Origin of the sequence: Silvanigrella aquatica, assembly GCF_001907975.1 — a bacterium.
GTDB lineage: Bacteria > Bdellovibrionota_B > Oligoflexia > Silvanigrellales > Silvanigrellaceae > Silvanigrella > Silvanigrella aquatica.
This window is the reverse complement of sequence record NZ_CP017834.1, coordinates 1,164,303-1,189,224: the sequence shown is the minus strand read 5'-3', so window position 1 is coordinate 1,189,224 and position 24,922 is coordinate 1,164,303. Positions and strand designations below refer to the sequence as shown.

The window sequence follows — 24,922 nt, the reverse complement described above, 5'->3', positions numbered from 1 at the left end:
AATTTTACTTTTTTTCAGGCATGAGCTCTTCAATAATTTCAAGTTCAAAACTCAAATCATAAATTGAATGCTTAAAGTTTTCATAAAAATTATTATAAGTATCATAACCATATTCTCCGGCAAAAAAGTTTTTAATTATTTTTATTCTATTAAAAAGTGAAAGTAATTTAAATTTATACAGCAGTGTATTTGGATAGTTTTTTAAATCCATAAATAAAAACTGAAAAAGATCATCACCAATGGGATTATTTAATCCCGAAAATGAAAACGCAAAATTTTCAACAAGCTTATCTTTAAAAATTTCAATATTTTTTAGTTTTTCATATATATCTATAACATCATCCGAATATTTATTCATTTTTAAAAACCCTACCACAAAAACAAAAGAAAGATTGTCATTCATATCTTTAGATTTTTTAAGTAAATTTAAGCTCCTGAGACAAATTTCATTATAATAATTCATATCAAAGTTATAAATAAGAATAATGGCATTGGCACGGACACGATTGCTCGGATGATGCAGAAAACTTGTCATAAAGGGAATGATATTTTTATCTTTAATATCCCAAAAATTTTCTATAGCGTTAGCAACAATCCGATGATCATCACTGTAAAGCAAATGCATAAAAAAGGGGATGATTGCATTTTTATAAATTTTATTAATATATGAAATCACTTTATGACGGACATAAAAGCTCTTATTTTTCTTACCTTGTATAAATTCAACTAGTAAATAATGAACTTTGTAAGAGTTATACATAAAAAGAGCATCAACGGCTGCAGATTGTAAAAATTCATCTTCTTCATTTAATATATTAAAAATATAATCAATACTTTGTGAACTGCTAATTTTTCCAATAGATAAAATAATATTTTTCTTTATATATCTGTCATTTGTTATAGTATAATTTGTTGTTAAAAATTTGATTGATGGATAATTATTTTTTTCGCCTAACGCCTGAATAGAGCGCATATTATCTACAGTAAAGTTATTTTCGAGGCTTTTCATATGATACTTATAGTAATAATTTTTTATAAAAAATATGCACAATATAATTAATAAAACAACTACAATTAATGATATATTTAAGTAATAAATAGAAAATTTACTTGGAAAAAAAGTCATAAATATTCCAGATAAAACAATTATTATTGGAATAAAAAATCCCTCTGAAAAATTTCTTATTTTATCACTAATTTTTTCATTAAAAGCAGAAGTAAAATGTTCATATGATGTTTGAAATAAGGAATGTTCTAGAATTGTTTTAACCATTTCAGCAAAAACAATTGTATAAAAAACATATTTTATATTCATAATATAAAATAAGAATAAAAGGGCGAGAGCATAAATTAAGTGTTGAATAATTATTTTTGATTTTGAAAATAGAAATTTGTTAAGTAAAAAACTCGATAAAATAATAAATAAACTTGAATAAAATTGAAACTCCGAGAAAAACTTATTTAAATCTTCCGAACGAGTAAATTTAACGCCAGATGCATAATTAAATTGATAACTTACAATACTTGAAATAAAATGAAATAAACATATTATTAATATATATATTGAAACAAGTATAAATAAGTTTTTATTTTTTGAGTTTATAATCATTGAATTATCATCATATTTTTTTTCAATAACTTCTTTATTAGAATCACTTTCATTAATTCTCTTAATTTGAAATATAAAGCAAGATAAAATCAAAGAAAGAATAAGAGTAAATAATACAAAGTAAAAGTATTTTGTCATACTAAAATCAAACATATATTGATTAATCAAAACATCACTTGTAATAGCTCCAATCTCTTCAGCTATGATGAAATAAGAAAAATAAAGTTTCGACTCAAAAACATAAAAATAATTGTTGATCAAATTCCAATAAACAATTATACTTACTAAAGAAAATAAGTTGCTAAAAATCTGATAACTCCAAACACTTAATTTTCCATATTTCACCATTCCACTTAAATAATACAAAAATAATAAACTCATAATTGAAATAATAATCAACAAAATTAATTTAAACTGCCTAGAATTTTTACCTACCTCCAATAAAGAAAGTATAAATACAACAACAGGAGTTAACAAAGAAGATATAATTAAAGCTTTTGGAAGCTTATCGGCACCAATATAATAAATAAAAAACGAATTCGAACTAATTGCTAATGTTTCAATTATAAATTGAAACAAATAGGCCAATAAACAGAAAAACATTATTTTCTTGTTTATCATATAGACTGTATCCTAACTTTTTTTGCCATGATTACAAAAATTATTAAAATATTTATTTTTCAAACTCCTGTATATATTTTGGTGGATGAAAAAGCCCTAAATATGCTTTTTCATTTATAAATTTTAAATTTTGAGATAAATTACAATTTATTGTATTTTTTATATCTTCAATTGAATTTAATGTAATTTTATTATCAGATAATAATATAAAAGCCCAATTTCGACAATAAGAGGGTATCCAAACAGAATACAACTTCATCGATAAAAACAATGACTTCACAAGAAACAGATATTTCTCAAATAAGGGATTTTGTATAACCGGTATTTCACCAGATTGAATGCACATAATTCCATTTTGACTTAAAATATTTTTACAACTTAATAAAAAACTATTATTTAATATATTATTTTCATCAAATATTTGATCACATAAATCGCAAATTATAACATCATATTTGTTTTTATTATTTTTTAGAAAGTCACGCGCATCAGTAATGATAATTTCTACTTTCGAATCCTGATACGCCCCTAAACTCATTTCTGGTAAATATTTATTACAAGATAAAATAACATCTTCATCAATTTCGATAAGTGTTATTTTTTTTACTGAATTCCATTTCAAAGCTTCCCTTGCTGTTGCGCCTTCACCGGCTCCAATAATTAATACATTTTCGGGATTTTTATGAGAAATAAATGGAATATGAATTAGAGATTCGTGATAAATAAATTCATCTGCAGTCGTCGATTGTAGTTGGTTATCAAGATAAAGAGCTTTGCTTTCATTAAATAACTTAACAACACTAATATTTTGATATTGACTTTTACCCTGATATAAAACTTGAGAGATTAAGGAGTGATATCTTTCTCCAATAGACAAACGATCTGTCATCCAAATATTTGAATTTGATCTTTTTTGAGACATATAAATAACTCCTCTTTCTATATTATTAAAAATTGTAATGTATCTATATGCAAAAATTTCCTTAATAAATTTTTCCTATAAAAAAAAGACCTAGGTAAACCTAAGTCTTTTTCTATTTTTCAGCAGGATTTTAAAAAGAATTTATTTTAATATTTATCTTTTTGGAGAATGAATTTTTTCACTATTTGTGGCTGCTTTGCCCATAATATCGCTCAACGCGCCCAAAGAGGATAAAACACCCGTAGCTTCATAAGGAATAAAGACTTTGTCGGTATTTTTTTGAGTCATTTCGCCAAAGCGTTTTAAATATTCCATGGCAATAAGATAATTTGCGGCCACATCTGGAGATTCAAAAGCGGCTTTAATCATTTGAATAGATTTTGCTTGCGCGGCAGCAACATCTTCAATGGCCTGAGCCTGACCAATAGCACGCGCAATGGTGGCCTCTTTATCACCAAGCGCCTGATTGATTTTTTCTTGCTTTTCACCTTCAGAATGTTCAATACGAGAGCGTTTTTCACCTTCTGCATTGAGAATTTGGCTTTGCTTGGAACCTTCTGCAGTTAAGACGTTGGCACGACGCTCACGCTCTGCCTGCATTTGTTTTTCCATAGCCATTTGCACATCGGGTGGCGGTGAAACATTTTTTAGTTCCACGCGATTTACTTTTAATCCCCACTTGTCCGTTGCTTCATCTAATACAATTTTAAGCCTTGAATTGATAACATCACGACTGCTCAAAGTGTGGTCAAGATCCATTTCACCCACTAAACTTCTTAAAGTCGTTTGTGTGAGCTGAGCAACAGCCAAAGGTAGCGCCTGAATTTCATAAGCAGCGCGTTTTACATCTGTAATTTGAACATAGATAATAGCATCGACTATAATGCCGACGTTATCTTTTGTAATTACTTTTTGCTCGGGAATATCAATAACAACTTCACGGAGATCAACGCGATCGACATTGGTAATGATTCCATTACGACTCCAAAGTATTTGCCTGGATTCATCGACAAAAGGGATGAGGACATTTAAGCCCGAGTGCAAAACATTATGAAAACGACCAAGGCGTTCCACAATAACACATTCTTGTTGGCGAATAACAATAATATATTTTTTAAATATAAATACAATTAATAACACGATTCCAAGAAAAAGGATAAATGGTAGCAAATTAAAATTTTCCATACACAAACACCTCAGCAAAATAATATTGTCATTTTATTTAGAGACTTTGATTTTCTCAATAATGACTTTATTTCCTTCTACAGAAACAACTTTTACATGATCTCCCATTTTTAATTCACTGAGCATTTTGTCACGCTGAGAATCCCAATGTATCTCCCAAATATCAGAAAATATTTTCACTTTTCCTGGTTCGGTAGATGATTTGTAATCTTCAACAATAATACCAACTTGTCCTACAACACCTGCAATAAATTGCGAACCTGATGATCTTAAAAAACGTGACTTACGCCATTTCGAAATAAAAACTAAAAGCAATATTCCTGATACTACAAAAATGGCTGCATGTATATAAATATTTGAATTAAATAAGGCAAATAGCCCCGTTATTATAGCTGCAATGCCTAGAGGCAAAAAATAAAATGTCAAAGAAAATATTTCTAATAAAGCAAAAACAATTCCTGCTACAAAATATAACCAATACCATTCTAATTCCATTTTTTAAGACCTCTTTTTTGTATCAGATTTTTTTCTCGTTGAGTCTTTCGATTTACTATTTTTATTTTTGGAGAATTTTATAGCTTTAGTTTCTTTATTCTGACCTTTTTTTTCAATTTCAAAAGATCTTTTTTTAGAATCATTTTTTTCAATCTCGAATGATCTTTTTTGGGAATCATTTTTATCTGTTTTCTTAGAAGATGCTGATTCCTCTTTTTGCCATTCTGAAGATCTTTTTTTATTTTGAATTTCTTCATTACTTTGCTTACGCGTTTTTGCAACTAATGTTGCTCTTTTTTCGCGACGTTCTGCTTCGCGTGCATAGTCGGAGTCATTTAAACTCATCTTTTTAATTAATTTACGTTTTGCAATAACTTCATTTGATAAAACATAAGAACTTTTTTTCTTTTTAGATTCTTGCTGCTCCATGTCTTTTTTAATATCATTTAAATATTTTATTTCTGCCTCTGAAGCAGGTCGGATTTTACCGGGTTCCAGTTTTCCTGGTAAACGAAGATCTCCAATAGCAACGCGCACAAGTCTGACAACGCTTAAACCCAAAGCTTCCATCATACGACGAACCAAACGATTACGTCCTTCTGTGACAACCAACTCAATCCATTGGCCCACACTATTTCCTAATTTTTCTTTGTTACCTATTTTTAATGAAATAACTTTGGCCGGACCATCTTCAAGCTCAATGCCTTTTTTAAGTTTTTCAGCATCTTCAATCGTAAATGAAGACGATGTTAAAACAGCATATGTCTTTTCAACGGAATATTTTGGATGAGATAAAGCTAAAGACAGGTCACCATCATTTGTTAAAACAAGCAAACCTTCGCTTCGATAATCTAAGCGCCCCACAGATTGCACATTCAAAGGAAGTTTTTTAATTTCAGGCAAATCAAAAATAGTGGGTCTTTCTTTTTCATCTTTTCGACTTGTTATTGTCATAAAAGGTTTATTTAAAAGATATATCATTTTTGCAGGTTTACTTTTTAATGCCTTGCCATCAACAGAAATAGATGCAGCGCGATCTACTTTTGTTCCGAGTTTCTTCACAACTTTTCCATCAACTTTCACTTGACCCGCTTCAATAAGTTCGTCTGCTTTTCTTCGCGATGAAACGCCAAACTCTTGAAGTAATACATTTAAGCGAACGAATTCTGAGTTCTGATTTTTTTGAACATCTTTAACCATATAATGTTTCCCAACATGAAAAAAAAAATCCACTTTTGCCTTTATTTAAGCCAGAAGTGAATTCGAAAAGCAAAAAATAAAAATGCTTGTCTATTTATCCTAAAAACAAAGCAGAGACAGGATCTTCAAAGAATTGCTTTAGTGTTTTTAAGAACTCGGCTCCCACAGCTCCATCAACAACCCTATGGTCACAACTTAATGTAACTTTCATTCTTTGTTCAACACCTACAGTGCCATTTGGTAAAATAGCAGGTGTGGGAACTGTCGCGCCCACTGCTAAAATAGCCGCTTGAGGTGGGTTGATAATCGCAGTAAAGCTTTCAATTCCAGCCATTCCTAAATTACTAACAGAAAACGTGCCCCCCGCATAGTCATTTGGTTGCAGTTTTCCTTCTTTCGCTATTTTCACAAGACGTTTTGTTTCTTGAGAAATTTGAACAACTGTAAGTTTGTCCGCATGACGCACAACAGGAGTCATTAAGCCATTAGGCAATGCCACTGCAACGCTCATATGCACATCACGATATTGCGCGACATACTCATCTTGCCAGGACGAATTTAAAGCAGGATGACGCTTTAAAGCACGTGACGTTAGAAAAATAACAAGGTCATTGACACTGAATTTTTCATTTTCTGGCAATTTAGCAACAACTTCTTTACGCCAATTCAATAAATTTGTCATATTAATACTGACAGTAAGGAAGAAATGTGGTGCTGTATTTACGCTTTCCGCTAAGCGGCGCGCAATAGTTTTACGCATATTTGTATGCGGAATTTTTTCAACTTCAGCGCCCGATCCAAAAGCTATGGCAGGTGACGCACTTGATGCCCCACCTGAGGCTTGATCGAGATCTCTTTGCACAATGCGCCCATTAGGACCACTTCCTTGAATGCTGCTCAAATTAATTCCCTTATCCGCAGCAATTTTCTTAGCAAGAGGACTTGCTTTCACAGCAGCATCGGGGACAGTTGTTGTTTTTGCGGAAGACGCTGTTACGTTAGCTGAAGATGATTTTGCAGGAGCTTCTTTTTTTGCTTCTGCATGCGGAGCTGAAGCCGCTCCTCCTTTTTTCGCTTTGTATTTTTCAAGGGCTTCTTCCCAGTTTTCACCCTCTTTACCAATGACGGCAATGGGCGCCTGCAGAGGACATTTTTGTCCATCGCCAACAAGAATTTTTAAAAGAATACCACTGGCAGGGCATTCATATTCCATGGTTGCTTTGTCGGTATCAATTTCAATAACAGGCAAACCAGCAGAAACTTTTTCACCTTCTTTTTTTAACCAATGCGCAACTGAGCCTTCAGACATCGTATCCGAAAGTTTCGGCATTTCCATTACTGTTGCCATAATGATTTCTCCAGAGTTACTTTATTTATATAATACAGCTTTAATTGCAGAAATGGTGCGCTCCGCCGTTGGCATAACCTCATGCTCAAGTCGCTCATTATAGGGCATAGGCACAAATAAATTTGTCACACGTTCCGGTGGCGCATCCAAATAGTCAAAACATTCTTTCACAACTCTATCGACAATATGACAACCAAAAGAGGCCACGCCCCAACCTTCTTCAAGAACAACAAGGCGGTTTGTTTTACGCACAGAATTAAAAATCATGTCTTCATCAAGTGGCATTAAAGTACGAGGGTCGACAATTTCTACACTGATGCCTTCTTTTTCAAGTTCAGCAGCAACATCTAATGCAAGAAGTACCATTTTATTCCAAGCAACTAAGGTAACATCCGTTCCTTCGCGCTTGATATCTCCAACTCCAAGAGGAATGGTATATTCGCCCTCAGGAACTTCGCCCGAACGACCATACAACATTTCACTCTCTAAAAAGAGAACCGTATTGTCATCACGAATAGCAGACTTCATGAGTCCTTTCGCTTCGGCAGGAATCACAGTACTGACAATTTTGAGTCCAGGACAGTTTACTAACATGTGATCAACGCATTGACTGTGCTGAGCACCTAACATGTGAGCCGCACCATGTGGTCCACGGATAACCATAGGCACTTTGTATTGTCCACCGCTCATATATAACATTTTAGCGGCATGATTGATAATTTGATCGAATGCTTGAATCGCAAAATTCCATGTCATCATTTCAATAACAGGACGCAACCCGCACATAGCAGCACCAACGCCTAATCCCGCAAATCCCGCTTCGGAAATAGGAGAGTCAACAACTCTCATCGGTCCAAATTTTGCAAGCATTCCTTTTGTTACTTTATACGCGCCGTCATATTGCGCAACTTCTTCGCCCATAATAAATACACTTGGGTCGCGTTCCATTTCTTCAGTCAACGCTTGGTTTAAAGCTTCGCGTAAAGTTAAAATCGCCATAATATAAAACCTCAAACACTAGTTATTAAACAAGAACATGCTCATAAATTTCTTCGAGCCCTGGTTCCGGTGCCTCATCTGCAAAGGTAACAGCTTTCTCAACAATATCTGCAATTTCTTCTTCGTATGTTTCGAAATCATCTTCTTTTGCAGCTTTTTGTTGAAGCATAATATCTTTAAGAAGAATAAGGCAATCACGACTGCGTTCTTTTTCAACTTCTTCTTTTGTACGATAATTTCCAGGATCGGATACAGAGTGTCCGCGGAATCGGTACGTTTGAATTTCAACAAGAATGGGTTTAGAAGTTTTACGAGTCTCTTCTACAATTTCTTTCATTTGATTATATGTATTCACAACATTGCGACCATCGACGATGGCCTGACGCATATTATAACCTTTTGCTCTGTCAGCAAGATTATTTAATGAGCATGTTCTTGAAATGGCGGTACCCATTCCATACATATTATTTTCAATAATAATAATACAAGGAAGATCCCAAATTGCCGCCATATTTAATGCTTCATGAAACTGACCCTGATTTATGGCAGCATCGCCTAAAAAGCACAGCGCAACATTATCTTCTTTATTATATTTAATTTTCCAAGCAGCACCAACAGCTAATGGAACCTGTCCACCAACAATGCCATGACCTCCCATGAAACGTAATTTTTCAGAGAACATGTGCATGGAGCCACCCTTGCCGCGCGCACATCCCGTTACTTTACCAAGTAATTCAGAAAGCATCATGCCGGGATCCATTCCTAAAATAATAGGAAGAAAGTGATCACGATAACCCGTAATAACGTAGTCTTGACCTTTTCTTATGGCGTTTAAGCATCCTGTACCAACGGCTTCTTGTCCAATATATAAGTGACAAAATCCACTAAATTTTTGCTGAACATACAGTTGGCCAACACGCTCTTCGATGCGACGCCCGAGCAGCATTTCTTTATAAAAAGCTACAAGAAGCTGATTTGATAATTTTTGAGCCATTTATAAACTCTCCAAAATAATAGTATCGAAAAAACAAATTTTTAAACATTCTACGAAATAAGATAAGTTTGGGCTTGCGCCCCAATATACACACAGACGGTAAGCTATGACAGAAAAAACGGGACTGCAAGAAAGCGTCAATCTAAATGACAATAAAAAAAGGAAGAAAGAAGAGAACTCTTCCCACTTCCTCTGTAGCACAATCTACATATTATTATAATGATTTAGAAAAACATAAGCTTCATGCAAAAGACGGAACCTCCCGACTTAATAAACTCCGATGTGTCTACTTCTAAAGGAATAAAATTATTATCTTTAAGCAATTTCAATGTATTCTCGCAACCTTTCTGAATAATAACATGCTTACCATCAGGACAGTGGGCATTACATGCAAATCCAGGAGAATCCGCTTCAGCAAGGGGCACTTCAAGAAGTTGTGGAAAAATAGCTTTCAATAATAATAATCCCTCTTCCGTAAACGCTTCCTTACATGCTAATGCAGAATTGGCATTTAGGATACTTAAACAAGTATCAAGATGATAAAACTTTGCATGCTTTAACTCAAAAATGGCGACTGGGGAATTTGTTACTTCAGATAAAAGATTATAAATTCTTTTATCTGTACGAAATCCATGGCCACCTAAAATAAATCGATAGCCTGGTAACCATAATGCATCTCCCATGGATTCAAAAAAATACCCCATTGTCCTTGAAGCAATACGATGAGAAGAATAACCATGCGCTGTTAAAAAAGAGTTTATATAAGGAACTTCTTCATTCCGGATATCGTTGCGCATATTCGAAAGCACAGCGTGGAAATTACCACAGGAATCTAAATAAGGAAAACTTTGATTTGCGCAGAATACCATGTCAGGAAGACCGTTTACCGGATCGACAACAAAAACATTAAATCCAATGCTCTCATATGTTTTTTTTAAATTTTGCCATTGCTCAATTGCTTTGTTTTTATCCAAAATATGTAGCGAACCATCCTCACGCAACATATGAGCATTAATGGGATTATCAACATTAAAAAAGGCAGGATTGACCATCATCACTTTTTGTGGTTTTGGCATTGACGATAAAGACTCTTTAGAAATAGACAATTCGGATACATTGCGTATCACTTTTCTCATGGAGCACCTCTAAAAATGGAAGCACGCTTTCTCGTTATATTCCTGAAAGCAGATGACTTTTTTACATCAATTAAAATTCAGGTTCAATTGTTTTACAAAAAAAGATAAACACGATTATATCAACCCTTCCAAAATAAAAAATGGAAGCTATCTGAGATACAATTATTTTTTTAGAATACGAGGAATGCAAAGTGATTCAAATTTTGGAAATTGAAACAATGGGCTTAAAAAACAACTTTTTTAAAAGCCCCTGGCTATTTAGCAATCAAATTAAACATATTAATGATAATGAATTAAACGATCAAAAAGTTTCTCTTGTACATATTAAAGGAACAAAAAAAATTGGCATTTATTGCAAGAAAAGTCTGATATCAGTTCGTTTTTTACCAGATAAAATTTTTAATCACATAGAAAATAATACTATTAAAAAAGAAACATTTATTAAAGCAATTTCCGAGCATTTAAACACTTTAAAACGTGAAAAAATAAAATTTCAATTTCCAAAAGAGGAAGCTTTTCGATTATCTCATGGAGACAATGACGGCCTTCCTGCTATTGCCATTGATGACTACCAAAGCGTTCTGGTCATTCAAAGTTCTTCTCAAGCGGGTGAGTTCTTACTGCCATTTATAATTGATGCCCTTAAATTAATTGACAATCGACCGCTGTTCGAAAGAAGCACGGGGCAAATCAGAAAAATGGAAGATTTACCCGAAAGAACACGTTGGATCACAGAATCTTCCAAAGAAAATAATAATTATGAAGTTAACTGTAACTTTGCTAAACTAAAAATGAACTTTTTTCTTAACAAGGCGCAAAAAACAGGTTTATTTCTTGATCAAAGAAAAAATTTAGAATACCTATCAAGAATAATAAAAGATTATGATATACAGTCTTGCCTTGATATTTGTAGTTATGCCGGTGCTTGGAGCGCGACAGCAGCATCGTCTGGAGTAAATGATTTGACATTAATTGATCAAGATTCATGGGCACTCAATCTTGCAAAAAATAACATTTTGGCAAACTCTAATAATAATGTAACAGTTGAAATGCTCCATGGAGATATGTTTGAACACATGCAGAGGCTTTTAAAACTTGAAAAAAAATATGATTTAATTATTGCCGATCCTCCTGCCTTTGCTAAAACTAAAAAACATGTGCCTGAAGCAAAAAGAGCTTATTCACGCATGACTAAATTAGCGAGTAAATTACTTTCTGATAATGGTATTCTTATTTTATGCAGTTGCAGCAGACATATTCCTGATCACGATTTTTTAGAATCGGTTTGCGTTGGATTAAATGAAGGAAATTGGGTATTTTTGCACAAAGGGGAACAATCACCGTGTCACACACATCTTGCAAATCCCGATTCTTCTGAATATCTTAAATGCTATTTTTTAATAAATCGCAAACTATAAATTATTTAATTATGGAGTAAAAAATGAGTTCAGACAAAAAAACAATTATGCTTGACGCTAGAATTGTCGTTAAAGACGCTGAACATGGCATAGCGAGGCATATTAGGGAACTGATTTTTAACATAATTAATTGTAAAGATCATGAAAATTTCAATTTTATTCTTGTCACCAATGCAAATTCACCTTTTAATGAGTATAAGTTACCTAGCAATTTCTTAATTGTTACTTTAAAATTTGGGACATTTAGTTTTTTAGGGCAATTTGAAATTATTTTTACAATATTAAAATATAAACCAAAATTATTTCATTCGCCACATTTCATAGTACCACTTTTAAGTTCTATACCCCTTATTGCAACTATTCATGATATGAATCATATGGCTCTTTCAAATAATTATTCCTTAATTCAAAAAATTTATTATAACATTTTTTTAAAAAGAAAATTATTGAAAGCAAAATCTATCATAACAGTCTCAAATTTCTCTAAAAATGAAATCATAAAATACTTGGGTTTACCAAACGAGAAAATTCATGTTTTTTACAATGGAGTTTATAATAATTTTCAACCTGCTGAAGCTTTTAATCAAGAAAAAGTACATTCCGTTGTCTTCAAACATAAATTACCTCCCAAATACATTTTTACCATTGGGAATAACAAACCACATAAAAACCTAGAAAGACTTACGGAAGCTTATTGTACAGGAAACTTTAAACTGCCCTTAGTTATTCTTACACAAAATCACACCTCTCTTCTTGAAATTTCCAAAAAATATGGAAAACATAAAGATGTTCATTTTGTTGACTTTGTCAAAGAAGAGGATTTCCCACTTATTTATTCATTGTGTAGTAGTTTTGTTTATGTTTCATTGTATGAAGGATTTGGCTTACCTCCCATCGAAGCCGCTGCCTGCGGAGTTCCTGTGGTTATCAGCAATACGACTTCTCTTCCTGAAATTATGGAAGATGTGGCCATTTATGTTGACCCTTTAGATATCAAAGATATCCAAAGAGGAATCCATGAATCACTTGATGAATACAACCCAAATCTTAAAAAAAATGTACAAAATGGGTTACAGCTCTCTAAAAAATACTCTTGGGAACGCATGGCACAGGAAACTCTCACACTTTATGGTACCCTACAATGAATTGATTTGCATTTTTAAAGAAATATGAATACCAACGAAACGGAAAATATCTTGGATCCTGTTTGATCCAATCTTACGAAAGGCTTTGTATGACAACGAATAACGGAAATATGCGTAACATTGCGATCATAGCTCACGTTGACCATGGTAAAACAACTTTGGTTGACAAACTTCTTGGACAATCTGGTACTTTTGCGGCTCACCAAGCCATTGCAGAACGTGTCATGGACAGTATGGACCTCGAACGCGAACGTGGAATTACCATTGCTGCTAAAAATGCATCCATGGTTTACAAAGACGTACGCATAAACATTGTCGACACCCCGGGCCACGCCGACTTCGGCGGTGAAGTAGAGCGCACCTTGATGATGGTTGATGGTGCCATTCTGCTTGTTGATGCAGCAGAAGGTCCCCTTCCTCAAACAAGATTCGTGTTGCAAAAAGCGTTACAACGCAATCTCCGTATGATTCTTGTTATTAATAAAGTTGATCGTCCCGACGCACGTATTGATGAAGTTTCCGAAATGGTTCAAGATCTCTTCTTAGAACTTTCCTCTGAAGATCATCACCTTGATTTCCCAATTCTTTACGCTTCCGGTCGCAACGGCTGGGCAAGCAAAGAACAGGGCGTTCAAAAAGAAAATCTTCAAGATCTCTTTGACACCGTCCTAGAGCACGTACCACCTCCAAAGGTTGCTACCGAAGGCGGCGCACAAATGCTTGTGAATAACCTTAGCTACAATAACTTCTTAGGTCGTTTGGCTATTGGCCGCGTCGAACGCGGTACTTTACAAGCAAACCAAAGCATTGTTTTAATAAACAAAGAAGGTAAAACTCAGCCTGCAAAAATTATTAAAGTGAGAGCTTATCGTGGGCTTGAACAAGTTGACGTAGAAAGCGTCTCTGCGGGCGACATTGCCATTGTTGCTACGGGTCTTACAGACTTAGCTATTGGTGACACCATTGCCGAAGCTTCTAATCCAGAAGCCCTTCCGCGCATTGAAGTCGATCCCCCCACAGTGGGCGTGGAAGTCAGCGTAAACACCTCCCCTACAGCAGGTCGTGAAGGAACATATTTAACAAGTAACAAACTTGGTGAATTTTTACACAAAGAAGCTATGAATAACGTGGCTCTTAAAATAGAAAATACAGATTCTCCCGAAGTTTTTATCTTAAAAGCCCGTGGTGAATTGCAAGTTGCTATTGTGATGGAAAACCTCCGCCGTGCTGGTGGTGAGTGTATGGTCGCACGTCCTAAGGTGATTACAAAAACAGAAAAAGGCAAAGAATTAGAACCTGTTGAAAGAGTTGTTCTCGATGTTCCCGACAATAGCGTAGGTGCCGTCACAGAAAAACTTTCTATCCGCAAGGGTCGCCTTGAGAACATGCAAGCATTCAACAACGGACGCACACGTATTGAATTTAGCATCCCAACCCGTGGACTTTTAGGTTACCGCAGCACGTTCCTCACAGACACCAAAGGCGAAGGCCTTATGTCCAGTTACTTTGAAGGCTGGGAACAAAACCGTGGTAATTTCCTTTCTCGCGTAAATGGCTCTCTTATTGCCGATCGTTCTGGCAAAACAACAGAATACGCTCTTTCGGGACTCGAAGAACGCGGTCGTTTATTTGTGACTGCTGGTGAAGAAGTTTATGAAGGCATGGTTATTGGTGAACACAATCGCGATTCCAACTTGGATGTGAACGCTGTTCGTGAGAAAAAACTAACAAACATGCGTGCTTCCGGATCTGACGATTCCACAAAACTATCTCCTATCACCAAATTGAGCCTTGAAACTGCTCTTGACTGGGTTGAAGATGACGATTGGATTGAAATCACTCCTAAAAACATCCGTCTACGCAAACGCGTATTAGCTGCCAACCAACGCAGTGTCTCCAGAAGAGAAAAAGCAGAGTAAATTTTACTCTGCTTTTTTTATACTTTATAGTTGCCCCCGCTGGTAAATCTTGTACCAAAAAGGGCTTGTAAAAATGACACATGAACAAAATACAAATGAACAACTTTCTCTTCTCATCTCCCAATGGCTTTCCCAAGGGAAAGAGCTCCCTCCTCACTTAAAACCTGCATTAGAACGCCTGAGTAAGGAACATTGCTCAGGAATTGCTATTAAACAACTTGATTCTCCCATGATGAAACAGTTTCGCACCGCAAAAGAAGAAGTCCCCGATGCCCTGCTCTTTTTCAGAATGGGAGATTTCTACGAATTATTTGGGCTTGATGCCATTATAGCATCCGATATTTGTGGATTAACATTAACATCAAGAGACAAATCTAGTGAGTTTCCCGTTCCCATGGCCGGGGTTCCTGTTGTAGGATATAAAAATGCGCTAAAAAAATGCGTTGTTGCTGGCTTTAAGGTTGCTGTTTGCGATCAAATAGAAGACCCGAGACAAGCAAAAGGAATTGTCAAAAGAGAAATAACACGCATTGCCACACCCGCTGTCCCAGGAGATTTGGAAGAAGAGGAATCACCAAACGAGAGAAGTTTTGGTTGTTACCTTGCCAGCGTGATTGAATGCAAAAAACAATATACTTTATCTTATATCGATGTCTCAACAGGCGAGTTTCGTATTACATATGAATTAAATGAGTCTTTATTATTGCAAGAATTATCAACAATTTCACCAAAAGAATTGCTTGCTCCGCATAACATTCATCAAAAATTAAGCTCGCTACTTAAATCAATTCAACAAAAAAATATTATTGCCATAAATTCAATAGAAAATTGGATTTTAAAATCAGAACTTGCTTGTAAAGAATTATTTTGTGAATTTTTTAAAGAAAAAGATTTTCATTCCTTTGGCTTAACCCATATTCCACAAAGTTTGCCAGCAATTTGCGCCATTCTACAATATTTAAAATCAACACAAAAAAATGTATTAAAAAATATTCAATTTATTACAAAATATGAATTATCAACACATTTAATTATTGACGAAGCAACAAGGAGACACCTCGATTTTTTCTATACAGCATCAGGAGAAAAAAAGGGGAGTTTATTTCATTTTTTAAATAAATGCATAACCGCTACAGGCAGTCGTAAATTATTGCATAGATTAAAATATCCTTATAAAAACGCTGAAGAAGTGAATATATCACTCCATAAAATTTCCGAGGTTGTAAATTGCACAGGTTTAATTCCAGAACTCGTAGAGTTATTAAGAAACACTGGAGACATTGACAGATTATTATCTCGCGCAGCACAACGTAACTTAGATGCACGCGCTATGGCGTGGTTACGACAAACTCTTGGTACCTTACCATTATTTCAAAATGTTATTTTAAATTGGAAACAAGCCCCATTATTAAATGAACTTTTAAAAGACAATGAAACTATTTTAGCTTTGAAACCCCTTTTCGAATTACTAGAAAAATCCTTAGCAGAAGATCCCTCACCTATTATTGGAAAAGGCGGTATTATTTTTAAAGAGGGTTATTCCAATGAACTCGATGAAGCCATTTCTCTCTCAACAAATTTTAATCAAATGCTTTCCGACTTAGAAAAAAAAGAACGAGAATTATCACAAATTCATACATTAAAAATTGGTTATACAGGAGCTTTTGGATATTATTTTGAAATTTCTAAAGGTAAAATAGCGCAAGCGCCAAAACATTTCATAAGGAAACAAACTCTTACCAATTGTGAAAGATTTGTTACCCCAGAGCTAAAAGAATTAGAAGAAAAAGCATTAGCAGCAAGCGATAATCGGATAATTTTAGAAAAAGAGTTATTAGAAGGTTTACGCATAAAAATACTCGATTTTTCTAATTATTTATGCCAGGCATCGTGTTTAATAGCAGAAATCGATCTCACAGTTACTTTTGCCAATCTTGCCTTACAATACAACTGGTGTAAACCGACTTTGGTAAATGAAAATTTAACCCAACTAACCGATTCAACACACCCTATTTTAGCTCATTTAAGCACAAATTCAGAACCCTTCATTGCTAATAATATTACTCTTGGAATTGAAAAAAGTGATGAGAATAAAAATCCTCTGATTCACCTCATTACAGGTCCTAATATGGCAGGTAAAAGCACCATTATGCGACAAGTGGCACTCACTCAAGTGCTTTGTCAAATGGGCTCTTTTGTTCCTGCTAAAACAGCAAAAATAGGCATGGTCGATCGCATTTTTACCCGTATAGGCTCAGCCGACAATGCCTTAAAAAATCAGTCCACATTTATGGTAGAAATGCTAGAAACAGCTCATATGCTCCGCTTTGCATCTCCCCAAAGCTTGCTCTTGCTCGATGAAATTGGACGGGGCACTTCAACTTTTGATGGCCTTTCCTTGGCCTGGGCCATTTTAGAAAACTTACATGATGAAGTAAAAGCCCGTACCTTATTTTCAACTCATTATCATGAGCTTCAAGAGGTCATTTCCCAAAAGTCCAACATTCAACCGATGCATATGCAAGTTTCTGAAAATATTATTATAAATGACAATATTGAAAAACGTGCTATTGAATTCACGCGCAAATACAACTCAGGAAGTGCGGGACAAAGCTATGGTATTCACGTTGCTGAACTTGCCGGTATTCCCGAAAAAATAATACAGCGTGCAGAAGAACTTCTAGACACTCTTGAGAATAAAGCAGATAGTAAAAAGATGAACTTCACATTGCAACCCCCCGCCCCCATTATGGATTCGCAAAATAGAGATGATGTAGGTAAAGTGGAGCAAAAAGCCTTTATTAACAAAGAGAATAACAATGAAAAATCAAATGAAATAAAGCTTTTGGATATCATTTCTGTAACAGATCCCGATTCTTTATCACCAAGAGAAGCCCTAGATTTTCTGTATTCCTTAAAAAAGTTTAACAAAAATGAATTAGGCTCAGAACTCTTATTAAAGGCTCTTGGATACCAAAAGTCTTCCTATAAATCGCAAATGTCTGCTAAAAAAACAAAAGAAACCGTTCTCGGCAGCGATCAAACACTCTTTTAGCTTGACGCCAGCTTCGGGCTGTGCTTATCTTCCCTCTCATGTTTTTGTTGAGTCGCTGCGTTGGCAATCATCATTTTGAACGAGCCCAACGCTGCTGCCTACATTGTATTTATCGAACTTCATTAGGAGTTTTCCCATGGCAGTATCCACAGGTAAGAAAAAACGTCGCTATTCCAGACCAAAGCGTACGCTTGATCCACAAATCACATTTGATTACAAAGACACTCAATTACTCCGTCGTTTCGTAACTGAACACGGTAAAATTGTACCTCGTCGTATCAGCGGCGCAAGCGCACAACAACAACGTGCTCTTACACTTGCTGTAAAACGTGCTCGCACAATGGCTATTTTAAGCTATGGACAAGGCGGCGACGCGCGCTAATTGTCTGACATATCAGAACTAAAAAGAAAACCGCACTCTTCATATTGAAAGTGCGGTTTTTTTAATATACGAAAGGTACTCTTGTATTTGTTCTGATTAAGGTTAAAAAATGTTACGAAGTTTATTAAGCAAATTGCAATGTATTTCTGGATTAAAAAAAATATTTCTTCTCAGTGGAATTTTAATAATTTACGACATATTTATCGTAAAATCTCCTTTTAAATTTTTTCATGACATTATCGGTGGTCGCTATTTTGTAAACTATTTATTAAGCCTCATTGCTTTAGTACTATTTATAAGTCTACTCCACTTCATATCTAAAGGAAAAATATTTTCTAAACTTTTAGCATGCGCTCTCCTCATTATTCCTTTAGGCATTCAGACGGGGCACTATGCATTTTATAATAAACCCTTAAATGCCTACGGCATCCGCTTCTTTTTTAGCGAACCCTCGCTTACTAGCAAACTCGCTTTAGAAAATATAAATTACATTAAAATATTTTCATTCGCCATATTTGCTTTTATTATAGCATTTATATTGCTTCAAAATAATCAAAAAATAAAATATAAGAACTTATTTGTTTTTATTCTATCCCCTATTTATTTATCTATTTTGGCTCTTTGCGGGATGAATTGGTACCTTATACTAGATTATCAAAATTCCATTACTTCGGTTTATGCCGCACTTCCCGAAACGGCGCGTTCCTTATATTTTAAAACCTTAAAGCAAAGCAAACCAGAAATATTGCTATCCCCTTCCCACAAAAAACTCCCAAATATTTTATGGATCATTGGAGAATCTGCTGCCAAAAATCATATGAGCTTGTATGGTTACCACAGAAAAACCACGCCCCATTTAGACGCCTTAAATGACAGGGGAGCGTTAATTCCATTTCATAATGTCGTAAGCATTGGCCCTCATACACTTATTTCAGTTCCTTATATGCTCGTTGGTAAGCAAAATATTGACCCTAAAGGCACTATTTATTCCTCACCAAATATATTTGAATATGCAAAATCAAGGGACTATGAAACAGCATTTATTAGCTCCCAAGATCTGCGTTGGAAAAACTTCGATCAATTGAGCGGTAAAAATACAGTTGATTACTATCGCGCAGGTACTGACTTTAGCAGCAACGTCAGTGTTGCCAAAGGCGCCGATGACTTAAAAGTCCTAGAATCAAGCATAATACCCCATCTTGAAAACATGCGCCCTCCCTTCTTATTAGTAACGCAAATGGATGGAAGTCACTACCCCTATAAAACTCATTCTGAACCACAATATAAAAAATTCTTTCCTGAAAACAGTCCCAACGGCACCAACGCTTACGATAACACTCTTGTTTACTCCGATATTTATTTATCAAAATTAATTGAGTCGGCGCGGAAAAAAGATCCCTCTATTTGGATTTTTTATACTTCCGATCATGGACAATCCGTTCCTTTAGCAAGAGAAATAAATACAGAAGAAAAAGATGATCACGAAGAAAATAAAAGTTTTCTTTCAAAATGGAGAGAAAAAATTACCAAAGTTTTTGAAGCCAATGAAGACGAAGAAAATGATGATGAATCAAAAATTGTCTTTAACCAAGGCTATAATAACGACATTATTCACAATGCTTTTTTTGTAGTTCCACCCGACGAATACAAAAATGAAATTTTAAATAAACAGAACGCTCCCATAGCGCAATCCGATATTTTTGCAACTATTTTGCATTTAATGGATATTGAAAACCCCGCCTCACCGATTGATGGTCTATCTTTATTAAATCCTATTTCCGAAAACCGTTTGCGTATTTCTACTGGGTTTGTTGTTACAAATGATAATATCCCCGAGGCACAAGTTACCTTACCCGATAAATCTTCCTATTTTATTGATTTTAGCCGTAAGAGTATCAGTTCCTCTAAAGATAAAAGCGTCTTTCACTTTGAAGACGCTCCCAAAGAAATTAAAAATTTATTTGATAAAGAATTTTATATAGAAGATAAACAAATAAACACAGCGCGATTATAATTAAGGATCATTTCTATTTAATATTTTAATCGGAACATTAGTAGTACCTGTTAAACTTCCATTACCAAGTTCACCAAATCCATAAAAATTTCCGCCCCAACACCACACATCATTATTTTTTAGCAAAACACAAGCTCTACCATCAGATACAGCTAAGTCAATAATAGCGGAATTGGGCCAAGTTTGCGTCACCTTAACCGCCACATTGGAATCGGTATTTGTACCATTTCCCACATTCCCATAATAATTTCCACCCCAACAATAGACTGAGGTATAATCATCGGTCACAGCACAAGAAAATGCATAAATTGTAGCTTGCGGGTAGGCAGTAGAGTTTGCTCCACCGGAACCCACCATTACAGCTCCCGTAAGAGGCTGTAGATTGGAATTTAAAACTGTAATTCCTGTTGTCGTAGAACTTGGAGCCGTCTTAGTTCCATTGCCAAATTCGCCAAAAGTATTCGGACTATTGCCAAAACATTGTACTGTAGAGTCAATTAGAACAGCGCAACCGAGAAAGGGGAAATTTACGGTACCTCCACCTAATAAGGACACAGCATTACTTGTTGTAATTGATACAGGTAAACTAGGTATAGTACCAAAATCCTTACCCCAACATTTCACATTTCCATTACTTAAAAGTGCGCAACTATCAGAATTATGTCCTACTAAAAGTGTCGCATTTGAACCTAAAGAAGCAGCTACACCGGTTAATGTTGCCGTTGTTGTTCCATCTCCAAGTTGACCATTTGTATTAGCCCCCCAGCATGTTACTTTACCAGTATTATCAAGAATACAGGAATAACCATCATTTAACTGAACGGATTTGACAATTTTCCCTCCCGTATTAGTAGTAAATTGAGGTGATGTTGCGGGAGTTGTTGAATTTACGCTATTTCCTAAAACACCTGAATTTTGGTTTCCCCAACACTTATAACCACTAAAGAAAAAAGCACATGTTGAAGATCTACCTGCAACAACAGAGACAATAATATCTTGTCCCGAAATAGGATTAACCGCTGTGGCCCAAGTGGGTGAGGAGACTCCTCCTGGAGTTGGGGTAATTGGTATTGTCGTCCCTAGTCCAACCTGTGCATAGTCATTTTGTCCCCAGCATTTTAATTTTCCTACTGTCATAACAACACAGCCACCAGCATCACCAAGTGTGATCAAGCCACTTTTATTCCCATTTGTCGTGTACTGAGGCACTATCCCCGACTTAAAAGACTGATCAGCTAATTCTTGAATAGAGGCATAATCACTTAGGGATTTGGCTGAGTTTGCGCTAGAAGGATCTGCTAAATTATTTAAGGGCGAGCAACTTCCTAAATAATAGGAAGAAATAAAAATAAAAAACCAAAATATATTTAACTTTTTCATAAATAAAACCCTAATGTTAAATTATAGTTGGTAAATGTATAAAAACCAGCATTAGCAAAATAAGCATTACCAAAATTATCTGAATAGGCATCGCTTGAAATATATCCCCAAGAATAATAAGCCGAAGGACCTATATAAAATGGTTCGAATTTAAATAATAAAGACCCACCAACACCATAAACCAAATTAAAAGTAACAGGCCCCGTACTTGAAATTGTTGAATTGTTCATAGTCGTATTACGCATCCAAGTATTGCTAAAGGCATAATAAGCATAAGGATTAATTTGAAAATCGACATCGGAAAATGAAATTTTATAAGCTAAATCAAGTCCTGCTTGAATAGATTGGTAGGTAAATGAATTCTGATGATTGCTCGCATTCTTTATTGCGCTTGAAGAACTTGCTGTAGAAGTCATGGATTCATAACGGGAACCAATTCCAAAATACAAACCACTCCCTAGTGGAAAAAACAATTTAAAAAAAGCATTATAACCAGTGTAGGGATCTCCATTAATTGTCATCATCGAATAGCCACCACTGGCTAAAATGTCAAAAGAGTTGCTAGAATCGCCTGAACCATAATCTTGCGCATAAATTGGTATTACATAAAAAAAATATAATAAAATTAAAATTCTCTTGAACATTGCTACCTCAAAAAATTTAGAGGAGTTGATTGCAATCATTTATATTAAAAAATTATTTTTTATTTAGAGCCATTTTTATTTTTATATTTAATCATTTTGTAATAAAGAGGAATAAATTTTCGAGTCATTTTTTAAATGAAATAGGTAAAAAGTTGTTGATATTTAAAAATTTACTTATTCTAAGAAACACCGTATTTAATAATTAGTGATCATTTCTATTTAATATTTTAACGGGAATACTAGATTGCCCACTAAGATCTCCATTACCTAATTCACCATTACTAGACTTACCACCCCAGCACCACACATCGTCGTTTTTTAATAGAACACAGGCACGAGCATCAGAAACTGCTAAATCTAAAATATCTGAATTTTGCCACATTTGTGTAACTTTAACAGCAAAATTAGAATCTTCAAAAGAATTATTACCTAAATTTCCACTATCATTACCGCCCCAACAATAAACCGAGGAATTGGATACGACAGCACAGGCAAAAGAGAGTTGATTAATACCATTTGGTAATGGTTTGCTAGTTGACCTAGCCCCTCCAGAACCAATCATTGTAACATCTGTAAGAGGATTTCCGTCAGCTGTTATAACAGTTTCTCCTATAGTAGAAGAAGAAGGTAGGTTAAAATTTCCATTACCAAATTCGCCAAAAGTATTTGGTGACTTTCCAAAGCACTGAACAGTTGTGTCTTGTAAAACAGCACAAATCAGAACAAGATCGGCGGATGTCCCGCCCCCCAAAAGAACGACAGGAGATCTTGTCGTAACTGAGACAGGAGTATAAGGAGGAATACTAGAGAAATCTTCACCCCAACATTTTACTTCGCTCCCTAACAAAAGAGCACAACTATTATAATTATGAGAAACTAATTGCGTTGCTGCAACACCTCCCAAAGAAACTTCAGTTCCAGCATACGAATTCACATTATTTCCATTGCCAAGTTGCCCCTTGTCATTTTTCCCCCAGCAGGTGACTTTTCCCCCCTCATCCAGAACACAGGAATATCCATCATTAAGCTGCACGGATTTTAAAACGAGTCCCGTAGCATTTGTAACTTGTTTAGGTGCTACAGCATTTCCAACTGTTTGTCCGTTTCCTAGAACGCCACTAGCTTGATTTCCCCAGCACTTATAGCCCCCCTTTGCATATTTAGCACATGTCGATGTTCTTCCCATAACAACAGATATTATCATGTCCTCGCCATTTTTAGGATTAACCGCTGTAGCCATAGTGGGAGTGGGGACTTTTGATCCAAGCATAGAATTTAAGCCAAGTTGAGAATTAGAATTCTCTCCCCAACATTTTAACTCTCCTCTAACCATCACCACACAACCATTAGCGTCTCCCAAAGAGATAAGTCCATTTTTTGCTCCATGTGTTGTATATTGATTAACTTTTCCTGTAGTGAGAGATGAGATTGCTAAATTTTTAAGTGGCACATCAGAGCTCAAAGTTTGTTCTAATTTCATAGGAGGATCTGGTAAATTACGTGATGGTGTACAACTATGGAAATAGTAAATAGGAGTTAAAAAAAGCAACCAAATAAAATTTGACTTTTTCATAAATAAACACCTAACGTTAAGTTAAAATTATAATATATATACAATCCCGTATTTGATTTATATGTATTTCCTTGATTATCTGAATAGCTATCATTTGATATATAACCCCACGAATAATACGCAGAAGGGCCTATGTAAAATCTACTTAATTTAAACAATAAAGAACCTCCCACCCCAAAAACGTAATTAGATAAAACGGGAGCTACACTTGAAATTGTTATATTATTTAATATAGTACTCCTTGTCCAAATCGTATCAAATGCATAATAAGCATAAGGATTTATTTGAAAATCAAAAAATGAAAATGAAATTTTATAGGCGAGATCGACACCAGCTTGACTGGATTGATATACAAAAGAATTTTGCTGAGCATTTGCTGCCGTATTTGAACTTGAAGAGGGAGCATTGGAAGTCAAATCTTCATAACGAGTTCCAATACCTAAATAAAAACCATGCCCTAATGGAAAAAACAATTTAAGAAAAGCATTATAACCTGAGTAGTAATCTCCATTCATATACAGCATTGAATAACCGCCACTGGCTAAAATATCAATAGAATCGTTTGATGATATAGAACTAATTGAGAAACCATAGTCGCTATCTTGTGTATAATCATTAACAACATAGGGAAGTGCTTCACCACAAGAAGCATAACAATTATTTTGTGCATAAGTTGGTAAAATATATAAAAAATATATCAAAAACATAATTAACTTAAACATACTAGCCTCAGAATAACATTGGAGTATAAATTTTAACAAAATAATTAAAAAAATTACTTAAAAATATAAAAAATAATTTTCTAGTAAACATCATTTTTTATTTTCGTATTTTTTTTACAAACAAAATGAGGAATGTAATTTCTAGTCAATATTTTATTTTT

The 24,922-nt window shown here is 34.7% G+C and carries 19 protein-coding genes; 6 read left to right on the top strand and 13 right to left on the bottom strand.

Annotated elements, in window-relative coordinates; genetic code table 11:
* Nucleotides 1-4 precede the first annotated feature (4 nt).
* The 9 genes from AXG55_RS05015 to AXG55_RS04975 form a co-directional block, all read right to left on the bottom strand.
* Complete coding sequence (locus AXG55_RS05015) at nucleotides 5-2,230, bottom strand: HEAT repeat domain-containing protein (RefSeq protein WP_148697034.1); 2,226 nt, start codon at nucleotides 2,228-2,230, stop codon at nucleotides 5-7.
* Nucleotides 2,231-2,282: 52 nt separating this feature from the next.
* Entirely contained in the window at nucleotides 2,283-3,152 is an 870-nt protein-coding gene (locus AXG55_RS05010; RefSeq protein WP_148697033.1) for a spermine/spermidine synthase domain-containing protein, read from the bottom strand.
* A gap of 153 nt (nucleotides 3,153-3,305) precedes the next feature.
* On the bottom strand, nucleotides 3,306-4,337 hold the full coding sequence (locus AXG55_RS05005) for an SPFH domain-containing protein (protein WP_148697032.1): 1,032 nt from the start codon (nucleotides 4,335-4,337) through the stop codon (nucleotides 3,306-3,308).
* 33 nt (nucleotides 4,338-4,370) lie between these two features.
* Nucleotides 4,371-4,832 (bottom strand): NfeD family protein, encoded by a 462-nt coding sequence (locus AXG55_RS05000; protein ID WP_148697031.1) that lies wholly within the window; start codon nucleotides 4,830-4,832, stop codon nucleotides 4,371-4,373.
* Between the two features lie 3 nt (nucleotides 4,833-4,835).
* Nucleotides 4,836-6,032, bottom strand: a complete 1,197-nt coding sequence (locus AXG55_RS04995; RefSeq protein ID WP_148697030.1) for a pseudouridine synthase — start codon at nucleotides 6,030-6,032, stop codon at nucleotides 4,836-4,838.
* A gap of 94 nt (nucleotides 6,033-6,126) precedes the next feature.
* A complete protein-coding gene (locus AXG55_RS04990; protein ID WP_148697029.1) occupies nucleotides 6,127-7,380 on the bottom strand; it encodes a pyruvate dehydrogenase complex dihydrolipoamide acetyltransferase in 1,254 nt (417 codons plus the stop codon).
* Between the two features lie 21 nt (nucleotides 7,381-7,401).
* Nucleotides 7,402-8,379 carry a pyruvate dehydrogenase complex E1 component subunit beta gene (locus AXG55_RS04985; protein ID WP_148697028.1) on the bottom strand — a complete coding sequence of 326 codons (978 nt, stop codon included), beginning with the start codon at nucleotides 8,377-8,379 and terminating at the stop codon, nucleotides 7,402-7,404.
* A gap of 25 nt (nucleotides 8,380-8,404) precedes the next feature.
* The gene (gene pdhA, locus AXG55_RS04980) at nucleotides 8,405-9,373 is read right to left on the bottom strand and encodes a pyruvate dehydrogenase (acetyl-transferring) E1 component subunit alpha (protein WP_148697027.1); all 969 of its coding nucleotides are present in this window, start codon (nucleotides 9,371-9,373) and stop codon (nucleotides 8,405-8,407) included.
* 224 nt (nucleotides 9,374-9,597) lie between these two features.
* Nucleotides 9,598-10,509, bottom strand: coding sequence for a dimethylarginine dimethylaminohydrolase family protein (locus AXG55_RS04975; protein ID WP_148697026.1), 912 nt, complete (start codon nucleotides 10,507-10,509; stop codon nucleotides 9,598-9,600).
* 191 nt (nucleotides 10,510-10,700) lie between these two features.
* On the opposite strand from AXG55_RS04975, the gene AXG55_RS04970 reads away from it, so the two are divergent.
* The 6 genes from AXG55_RS04970 (at nucleotide 10,701) to AXG55_RS04945 (ending at nucleotide 20,442) form a co-directional block, all read left to right on the top strand.
* Nucleotides 10,701-11,927, top strand: coding sequence for a class I SAM-dependent rRNA methyltransferase (locus tag AXG55_RS04970; protein ID WP_148697025.1), 1,227 nt, complete (start codon nucleotides 10,701-10,703; stop codon nucleotides 11,925-11,927).
* Nucleotides 11,928-11,950: 23 nt separating this feature from the next.
* Complete coding sequence (locus AXG55_RS04965) at nucleotides 11,951-13,072, top strand: glycosyltransferase family 4 protein (protein ID WP_148697024.1); 1,122 nt, start codon at nucleotides 11,951-11,953, stop codon at nucleotides 13,070-13,072.
* 89 nt (nucleotides 13,073-13,161) lie between these two features.
* A complete protein-coding gene (gene typA, locus AXG55_RS04960; protein ID WP_148697023.1) occupies nucleotides 13,162-14,991 on the top strand; it encodes a translational GTPase TypA in 1,830 nt (609 codons plus the stop codon).
* Between the two features lie 73 nt (nucleotides 14,992-15,064).
* Nucleotides 15,065-18,046: a DNA mismatch repair protein MutS gene (gene mutS, locus AXG55_RS04955; RefSeq protein ID WP_148697022.1), complete on the top strand. Its 2,982-nt coding sequence runs from the start codon at nucleotides 15,065-15,067 to the stop codon at nucleotides 18,044-18,046.
* Nucleotides 18,047-18,182: 136 nt separating this feature from the next.
* The gene (gene rpsR / locus AXG55_RS04950; RefSeq protein WP_148697021.1) at nucleotides 18,183-18,428 is read left to right on the top strand and encodes a 30S ribosomal protein S18; all 246 of its coding nucleotides are present in this window, start codon (nucleotides 18,183-18,185) and stop codon (nucleotides 18,426-18,428) included.
* 109 nt (nucleotides 18,429-18,537) lie between these two features.
* Complete coding sequence (locus tag AXG55_RS04945) at nucleotides 18,538-20,442, top strand: sulfatase-like hydrolase/transferase (RefSeq protein WP_148697020.1); 1,905 nt, start codon at nucleotides 18,538-18,540, stop codon at nucleotides 20,440-20,442.
* Here the strand turns inward: AXG55_RS04945 and AXG55_RS04940 are convergent, their stop codons facing one another.
* The 4 genes from AXG55_RS04940 to AXG55_RS04925 form a co-directional block, all read right to left on the bottom strand.
* Nucleotides 20,443-21,822: an RCC1 domain-containing protein gene (locus tag AXG55_RS04940; RefSeq protein WP_148697019.1), complete on the bottom strand. Its 1,380-nt coding sequence runs from the start codon at nucleotides 21,820-21,822 to the stop codon at nucleotides 20,443-20,445.
* Nucleotides 21,819-22,466 (bottom strand): hypothetical protein, encoded by a 648-nt coding sequence (locus AXG55_RS04935; protein WP_148697018.1) that lies wholly within the window; start codon nucleotides 22,464-22,466, stop codon nucleotides 21,819-21,821. The genes AXG55_RS04940 and AXG55_RS04935 overlap by 4 nt, the downstream gene beginning before the upstream one ends.
* Nucleotides 22,467-22,668: 202 nt before the next feature.
* Nucleotides 22,669-24,039, bottom strand: coding sequence for an RCC1 domain-containing protein (locus AXG55_RS04930; RefSeq protein WP_148697017.1), 1,371 nt, complete (start codon nucleotides 24,037-24,039; stop codon nucleotides 22,669-22,671).
* Nucleotides 24,036-24,761: a hypothetical protein gene (locus tag AXG55_RS04925; protein ID WP_148697016.1), complete on the bottom strand. Its 726-nt coding sequence runs from the start codon at nucleotides 24,759-24,761 to the stop codon at nucleotides 24,036-24,038. The genes AXG55_RS04930 and AXG55_RS04925 overlap by 4 nt, the downstream gene beginning before the upstream one ends.
* Nucleotides 24,762-24,922 lie beyond the last annotated feature (161 nt).